The organism is Halofilum ochraceum, assembly GCF_001614315.2.
GTDB classification, from domain to species: Bacteria; Pseudomonadota; Gammaproteobacteria; order XJ16; family Halofilaceae; genus Halofilum; species Halofilum ochraceum.
Window position 1 is genome coordinate 66,605 of record NZ_LVEG02000020.1, and the last position, 6,407, is coordinate 73,011.

At 64.2% G+C, this 6,407-nt stretch carries 14 protein-coding genes; all 14 read right to left on the bottom strand.

Annotated elements, in window-relative coordinates:
* Positions 1-9: 9 nt before the first annotated feature.
* The 14 genes from rplE to rpsJ all read right to left on the bottom strand — a co-directional run bounded on the left by rplE (position 10) and on the right by rpsJ (position 6,401).
* The gene (rplE, locus tag A0W70_RS15335) at positions 10-549 is read right to left on the bottom strand and encodes a 50S ribosomal protein L5 (RefSeq protein WP_067563983.1); all 540 of its coding nucleotides are present in this window, start codon (positions 547-549) and stop codon (positions 10-12) included.
* Positions 550-559: 10 nt separating this feature from the next.
* Complete coding sequence (rplX, locus tag A0W70_RS15340; RefSeq protein WP_067563986.1) at positions 560-877, bottom strand: 50S ribosomal protein L24; 318 nt, start codon at positions 875-877, stop codon at positions 560-562.
* A 12-nt stretch (positions 878-889) separates the two neighbouring features.
* The gene (rplN, locus tag A0W70_RS15345; RefSeq protein WP_067563991.1) at positions 890-1,258 is read right to left on the bottom strand and encodes a 50S ribosomal protein L14; all 369 of its coding nucleotides are present in this window, start codon (positions 1,256-1,258) and stop codon (positions 890-892) included.
* 38 nt (positions 1,259-1,296) lie between these two features.
* Positions 1,297-1,566, bottom strand: coding sequence for a 30S ribosomal protein S17 (gene rpsQ, locus A0W70_RS15350; protein ID WP_067563995.1), 270 nt, complete (start codon positions 1,564-1,566; stop codon positions 1,297-1,299).
* The gene (gene rpmC / locus A0W70_RS15355) at positions 1,563-1,766 is read right to left on the bottom strand and encodes a 50S ribosomal protein L29 (protein WP_067563999.1); all 204 of its coding nucleotides are present in this window, start codon (positions 1,764-1,766) and stop codon (positions 1,563-1,565) included. Before rpmC ends, rpsQ begins: the two co-directional genes overlap by 4 nt.
* A complete protein-coding gene (gene rplP, locus A0W70_RS15360) occupies positions 1,766-2,179 on the bottom strand; it encodes a 50S ribosomal protein L16 (RefSeq protein ID WP_067564003.1) in 414 nt (137 codons plus the stop codon). The genes rpmC and rplP overlap by 1 nt, the downstream gene beginning before the upstream one ends.
* A gap of 14 nt (positions 2,180-2,193) precedes the next feature.
* Entirely contained in the window at positions 2,194-2,877 is a 684-nt protein-coding gene (gene rpsC / locus A0W70_RS15365) for a 30S ribosomal protein S3 (RefSeq protein WP_067564007.1), read from the bottom strand.
* A gap of 16 nt (positions 2,878-2,893) precedes the next feature.
* Positions 2,894-3,232, bottom strand: coding sequence for a 50S ribosomal protein L22 (gene rplV / locus A0W70_RS15370; protein WP_425402604.1), 339 nt, complete (start codon positions 3,230-3,232; stop codon positions 2,894-2,896).
* 3 nt (positions 3,233-3,235) lie between these two features.
* On the bottom strand, positions 3,236-3,508 hold the full coding sequence (gene rpsS / locus A0W70_RS15375; RefSeq protein ID WP_067564016.1) for a 30S ribosomal protein S19: 273 nt from the start codon (positions 3,506-3,508) through the stop codon (positions 3,236-3,238).
* Positions 3,509-3,523: 15 nt separating this feature from the next.
* Positions 3,524-4,357, bottom strand: coding sequence for a 50S ribosomal protein L2 (gene rplB, locus A0W70_RS15380; RefSeq protein ID WP_067564019.1), 834 nt, complete (start codon positions 4,355-4,357; stop codon positions 3,524-3,526).
* A gap of 6 nt (positions 4,358-4,363) precedes the next feature.
* Positions 4,364-4,663 carry a 50S ribosomal protein L23 gene (gene rplW, locus A0W70_RS15385; protein ID WP_067564024.1) on the bottom strand — a complete coding sequence of 100 codons (300 nt, stop codon included), beginning with the start codon at positions 4,661-4,663 and terminating at the stop codon, positions 4,364-4,366.
* Entirely contained in the window at positions 4,660-5,262 is a 603-nt protein-coding gene (rplD, locus tag A0W70_RS15390; protein WP_067564028.1) for a 50S ribosomal protein L4, read from the bottom strand. Before rplD ends, rplW begins: the two co-directional genes overlap by 4 nt.
* A 10-nt stretch (positions 5,263-5,272) precedes the next feature.
* Entirely contained in the window at positions 5,273-5,917 is a 645-nt protein-coding gene (gene rplC / locus A0W70_RS15395; RefSeq protein WP_067564031.1) for a 50S ribosomal protein L3, read from the bottom strand.
* Positions 5,918-6,080: 163 nt separating this feature from the next.
* A complete protein-coding gene (gene rpsJ, locus A0W70_RS15400) occupies positions 6,081-6,401 on the bottom strand; it encodes a 30S ribosomal protein S10 (protein ID WP_067564036.1) in 321 nt (106 codons plus the stop codon).
* Between the last annotated feature and the right edge of the window lie 6 nt (positions 6,402-6,407).

A 6,407-nucleotide genomic window follows, 5' to 3' on the forward strand; every position in this document is an offset into this window, starting at 1 on the left:
ATACCGCCTCTACTGCCGGAACGGGAAACTGAACGCGTCGAGGAGCGCACGCGCTTCCTCGTTGTTCTTCGCCGTCGTCGTCAAAGTGATGTCCATACCCCGGACCGCGTCGGTCTTGTCGTACTCGATCTCGGGGAAAATGATCTGTTCGCGCACGCCGAACGTGTAATTGCCACGACCGTCGAACGATTTCGGGCTGAAGCCACGGAAATCGCGGATCCGCGGGACACCCACGTTGATCAGCCGATCGAGGAACTCGTACATACGGGCACCGCGCAGGGTAACCTTGCAGCCGATCGGCCAGCCCTCGCGGACCTTGAAGCCGGCGACCGACTTGCGGGCGCGCGTAATCATGGGCTTCTGGCCCGTGATCTGCGCGAGTTCGGCCTGCGCGTTCTCGAGCGCCTTTTTGTCGCTGACCGCCTCGCCGACCCCCATGTTGATGGTGATCTTCTGGAGATGCGGTACCTCCATCACATTCCGGAAGCCGCGCTCTTCGCGCAGTTTCGGGATGATGGTTTCGCGGTATTGCTGCTGAAGTCGTGCCATGTCCGCTCGCCTACACGTCGACCACTTCGCCGTCGGACTTGAAGTAACGTACCTTCTTGCCGTCAGCGAGTGTCTTGATGCCCACGCGGTCGCCCGCGCCCCGGGTCGGGTTGTAAACCATCACGTTCGAGACGTGAATCGGCGCCTCTTTCTCCACGATACCGCCGGAAACCCCCTGCTGCGGGTTCGGCTTTTCGTGCTTCTTGACCATATTGACGTTGTCGACGATCAGACGGCCATCCGCGCGCACGCGCTGCACCGTCCCGCGTCGACCCTTGTCGCGACCCGCGGTCACGATCACGTCGTCACCTTTCTTGATCCTGTTCATCGTCGTATCCCCTCAGAGGACCTCGGGCGCGAGCGAGATGATCTTCATGAACCGCTCGGTCCGCAGCTCGCGCGTCACCGGCCCGAAGATACGGGTGCCAACCGGCTCGTACTTGTTGTTCAACAGCACCGCAGCGTTGTTATCAAAGCGGATCAGCGAACCGTCCGAGCGGCGCACGCCCTTGGCGCTGCGCACGACGACCGCGTTGTAGACCTCGCCTTTCTTGACGCGACCGCGCGGGATCGCGTCCTTGACGCTGACCTTGATGATGTCGCCGATGGACGCGTAGCGGCGCCGTGAACCGCCCAGCACCTTGATGCACTGCACCCGGCGCGCGCCGCTGTTGTCGGCGGCATTGAGGCTGGTCTGCATCTGGATCATGACTCGTTCCCTTACCTGAATCCGGGATTACCCGGTATTTACGCCCCGGCAGCCGCCGTGTGCACTCGCACCAGACGCCAGGCCTTGGTCCTGGAGATCGGCCGGCACTCTTCGATGACGACGTAGTCGCCCGCCTTGCACGTATTCTCTTCGTCGTGCACGTGGTAGCGCTTCGACCGCTTGACGAACTTGCCGTACAGCGGATGGCGCACGCGCCGTTCGACCAGGACCGTGGCCCCCTTGTTCATCTTCGCGCTGACCACGTAACCGCGTTCGCGGCGTGCGCGCGTGTTCTCTTGTTCCGTCATGCCGACTCACCCTGGGCGAGTTTCTCGTTGATTACCGTCTTGACCCGCGCGATATCCCGGCGGACCTTACGGATCCGGTCGGGACGCGGCGCCTGGCCGACGCCCTGTTGCATCCGCAGGTTGAACTGTTCGCGACGGAGCTCGACGAGCTCCTCGTTCAGTTCACCTACTTTGCTGGAACGCAATTCGCTCGCCTTCATCACATGATCGTCCGATTCACGAACACACAACGTACCGGCAGTTTCTGCGCGGCGCGGCGCATGGCCTCACGCGCAACGTCTTCCGACACGCCTTCCATTTCGTACAGCATGGTGCCGGGCTGGACCTTGGAGACCCAGTACTCGACGCCACCCTTGCCCTTGCCCATCCGGACCTCGATCGGCTTCTTGGTCACCGGAACGTCCGGGAACAGGCGGATCCAGATCTTGCCGCCACGCTTGACGTGGCGGGTCATCGCGCGGCGCGCGGCCTCGATCTGGCGCGAGGTGATACGCCCCCGGTCAATGGCCTTCAGGCCAAATTCCCCGAAGCTGACCTTGTCACCACTGGTCGCGATACCGCGGTTCTTACCTTTCTGCTGCTTGCGGTATTTCGTGCGTTTCGGCTGCAACATGGCTCAACGGCTCCTTACTTCTGGGTCGTCTGGCTCTTGGCCGCTTCGCGCTTCTGCTCGAGGTCGAATACTTCGCCCTTGCAGATCCAGACCTTGATGCCCAGCGAACCGTACGTCGTGTTCGCCGTGGCGAGCCCATAATCAATATCCGCGCGCAGCGTATGCAGCGGCACGCGACCGTCGTGGTACCACTCACGGCGCGCGATCTCCGCGCCGTTGAGACGTCCGGCGACGTGGATCTTCACACCCTGCGCCCCGAGGCGCATCGTGTTCGTCACCACGCGCTTCATCGCCCGCCGGAACATCACGCGACGCTCGAGCTGCTGGGCCACGTTGTCGGCCACCAGCTTGGCATCGAGTTCCGGCTTGCGGATCTCGGCGATGTTGACCTTCACGCTGCCGACCGTCAGGCCGGCGACGTCGGCGATCTTGCGGCGCAGGCGCTCGATGTCCTCGCCCTTCTTGCCGATCACGATCCCGGGGCGCGCGGTGTGAATCGTCACATGCAGCGCCCGCGCGGGACGATCGATCTGCACTCGGCTGACCGAGGCGTGCGCGAGTTCCTTGCCGATGAACTCGCGGATCTTGATGTCGTTGTTCAGAAAGCCGGCATAGTCGCGATTGTTCGCGTACCAGGTCGAATTCCAGTCCGCGGAAATCCCGAGCCGGATGCCTACCGGATGTACTTTATGACCCATTCCGTTCGCCTCTCTGTTACCGGTCGGCCACGGTCACGTGGATGTGGCTGGTCCGCTTGAGGATGCGGTTCGCGCTGCCCTTTGCACGGGCCTGCACGCGCTTCATCACCGGGCCCTCATCGACGCACACCGTGCTGACGCGCAGCTCATCGACGTCCGCGCCTTCATTGTGCTCGGCATTCGCGATCGCGGACTCCAGAACCTTTTTCATGATCCCGGACGCTCCCTTGGTCGAGAACGCCAGCGTGCTGAGCGCCTTCTCGACGGGCATCCCCCGGATCTGATCCGCAACGAGGCGCACCTTCTGGGGTGACACCCGTGCCATACGAAGTTTGGCAATGGCCTGCATGGTTATCCCCTAGCGCCCTTTCTTGTTCGCGGCGTGCCCCTTGAACGTACGGGTCGCGGCGAATTCACCAAGCTTGTGACCGACCATGTTCTCGCTGACGAGTACCGGCACGTGCTGGCGTCCGTTGTGCACGGCGATCGTCAGTCCGACCATTTCCGGCACCACCATGGAACGGCGCGACCACGTCTTGATCGGCCGGCGATTGTTGGCCGCCTGCGCCTGCTCCACCTTCTTGAGAAGGTGCAGGTCGACAAACGGTCCCTTGCGCAGTGAACGTGGCACGATCGAGCCCTCGCTTTACTTCTTGCGTTTACGGCGGCGGACGATGTTCTTGTCCGTCGACTTGTTGTTGCGTGTCTTGTAACCCTTGGTCGGCTGCCCCCAGGGGCTGACCGGATGCCGGCCACCGGAGGTGCGACCCTCACCACCGCCATGCGGATGGTCGATCGGGTTCATCGAGACACCACGAACGGTCGGCCGCACACCCTGCCAACGCTTCGCGCCGGCTTTGCCCAGCTGGCGCAGGCTGTGCTCTTCATTACCGACCTCACCGACGGTCGCGCGGCAGCTCACCGGAACGCGGCGCATCTCGCCGGAACGAAGCCGCAGGGTCGCCTGCGTACCTTCGCGCGCCACCAGCTGCACGGAAGTGCCCGCGCTGCGCGCCATCTGGGCGCCCTTGCCCGGCTTGAGTTCGACGCAGTGAATGCGCGTACCCATCGGAATATTCGACAGCGGCAGCGTATTGCCCGGCTTGATCGGCGCATCGCGGCCGGACCGGATCGGCGCACCCGTTTTCACGCCCTTCGGCGCGAGGATGTAGCGGCGCTCGCCGTCCGCGTACTTCAGCAGGGCGAGATGCGCGCTGCGGTTCGGGTCGTACTCCAACCGCTCCACGGTCGCCGGCACGCCATCCTTGTTGCGCTTGAAATCCACGCGACGGTAGCGCTGCTTGTGACCGCCACCGCGATGGCGCGTCGTGATCCGGCCCTGCGAGTTACGGCCACCGGTATGGGCGTTGCCCTTCTCCACCAGCGGGCCCCACGGCTCGCCGCTGTGCAGACCGGCCCGCTTGATCTCAACCCGGAAGCGCCGTCCCGGTGACGTCGGTTTCGTTCTGACGATGGCCATGTCCGCTTACCCTTCCATACCGGCGTAATCGATGTCGTGACCCGGCTTGAGGCGAACGATCGCCTTGCGCCAGCCCTTGCGGCGCCCCTGGATCGCACCGAAACGCTTGTTCTTGCCTTTCACGTTCAGCACCTGGACGCGCTCCACCTCGACGCTGAAGATCTGCTCCACCGCCTTGCGGATTTCGCGCTTGTCCGCGTCGCGCGCGACCCGGAAAACGTGCTGGCGCCGCTCGTCGGCACCGTACGTCGCCTTCTCGGAAACGTGCGGCGCCTCGATGACCTGATAGAGGCGTTCGCGATTCATGCCAGCCACTCCTCGAGCTGCTTGAGCGCTTCCACGGTGATCACGACGCGCTCGTGGCGCAGCAGGCTCACCGGATTCACGCCGTTGACGTTCGTAACGTCCGCGTGCGGCAGATTCCGCACAGCCAGCTGGACGTTGCGGTCTTCGCCGGCCAGCACGATCAGCGCATCACTGCCGCCGAACTCTTCGAGGCGCGCGATCATGCTCTTCGTTTTCGGCGCGTCGAGGCCGAAATCATTGACCACGATCAGTCGCTCTTCGCGGACCAGTTCGGAGAGGATCGCGCGCAGCGCGCCGCGATACATCTTCCGGTTGAGGCCCTTGGCGTAACTGCGCGGCTTCTGCGGGAAGATCTGGCCGCCATGCCGCCACAGCGGGCTGCGCATGGTCCCGGCACGCGCCCGGCCGGTCCCCTTCTGTCGCCACGGCTTCGAGCCGCCGCCGCTGACCTCGGCCCGCGTCTTCTGCGCGGCCGTTCCGGCACGTCCACCGGCGAGATACGTCTCTACAGCCTGGTGAACGAGCGCGCCGTTGAACGGGCGCCCGAATGCCGAGTCGGCGACTTCGACGGTCTTGCCGCCAGTAATATTCAGTTCCATCGGAGCCCCCTCAGCGCTGCGCCTTGATCGTCGGACGGACGATCAGGTCGCCGTCGCGACTACCCGGCACGGCGCCGCGTACAAGCAGCACACCGCGCTCGGCATCCACGCGAACAATCTCGAGATTCGCCGTCGTCCGCCGCGCGTTGCCCATGTGTCCAGGCATCTTCTTGCCCTTCCACACATGGCCCGGGTCCTGCATCTGACCGATCGAGCCCGGCACGCGGTGCGACAGCGAGTTGCCGTGCGTCGCATCCTGCGTACGGAAGTTGTAGCGTTTGACCGTACCGGCGAAGCCACGACCCTTGCTGGTGCCGCTGACGTCCACCCGCTGGCCGGCCTCGAAACGGTCGACGCCGAGCTCGGCACCCACCTCGAGGTCCGCGCCCTCTTCACCGTCCAGGCGGAACTCCCAGAGACCGCGCCCCGGCTCGACACCCGCCTTGGCGTAATGCCCCTGCTGCGGGCGGGCCACGCGATTCGCGCGCCGCGTTCCGGTCGTGACCTGCAGGGCGCGGTAGCCGTCGCGCTCCTGGGTCTTCAGTTGTGTAATGCGGTTACCCTCGACGTGGATCACGGTTACCGGGATGGACTCGCCATCCTCCGTGAACACCCGGGTCATACCCGCTTTACGGCCGATTACACCAATCGCCATGATCGCTGTCCCAGTGGTCCCCGGCAGCGCTCGCAGCCTGCCCATCGAACACTCAAATCAAGGCCCGGAACAGCGAAACCGCCCCGGGCCGAGGAAGCCGGAGAGTATAACAACCCATCTCCGGTGACGCCAGAATGTCAGCCCGCCAATTGGCGGTCCGCCATCAACTCAACTTGATCTGGACGTCCACGCCTGCGGCGAGGTCCAGGCGCATCAGCGCATCCACCGTCTTCTCGGTCGGATCCACGATGTCCATCAGCCGCTTGTGCGTACGCAACTCGTATTGATCCCGCGCATCCTTGTTCACGTGCGGCGAGGTCAACACGGTGTAGACCTCCCGCTTGGTCGGCAGCGGAATCGGGCCGAGCACGCGGGCGCCGGTGCGCTTCGCGGTGTCGACGATTTCCTTCGCCGAGCTGTCGAGCAGCTTGTGATCAAACGCCTTGAGGCGGATGCGGATCGTCTGGGTCTGCTTGGTCGCCATAAACCC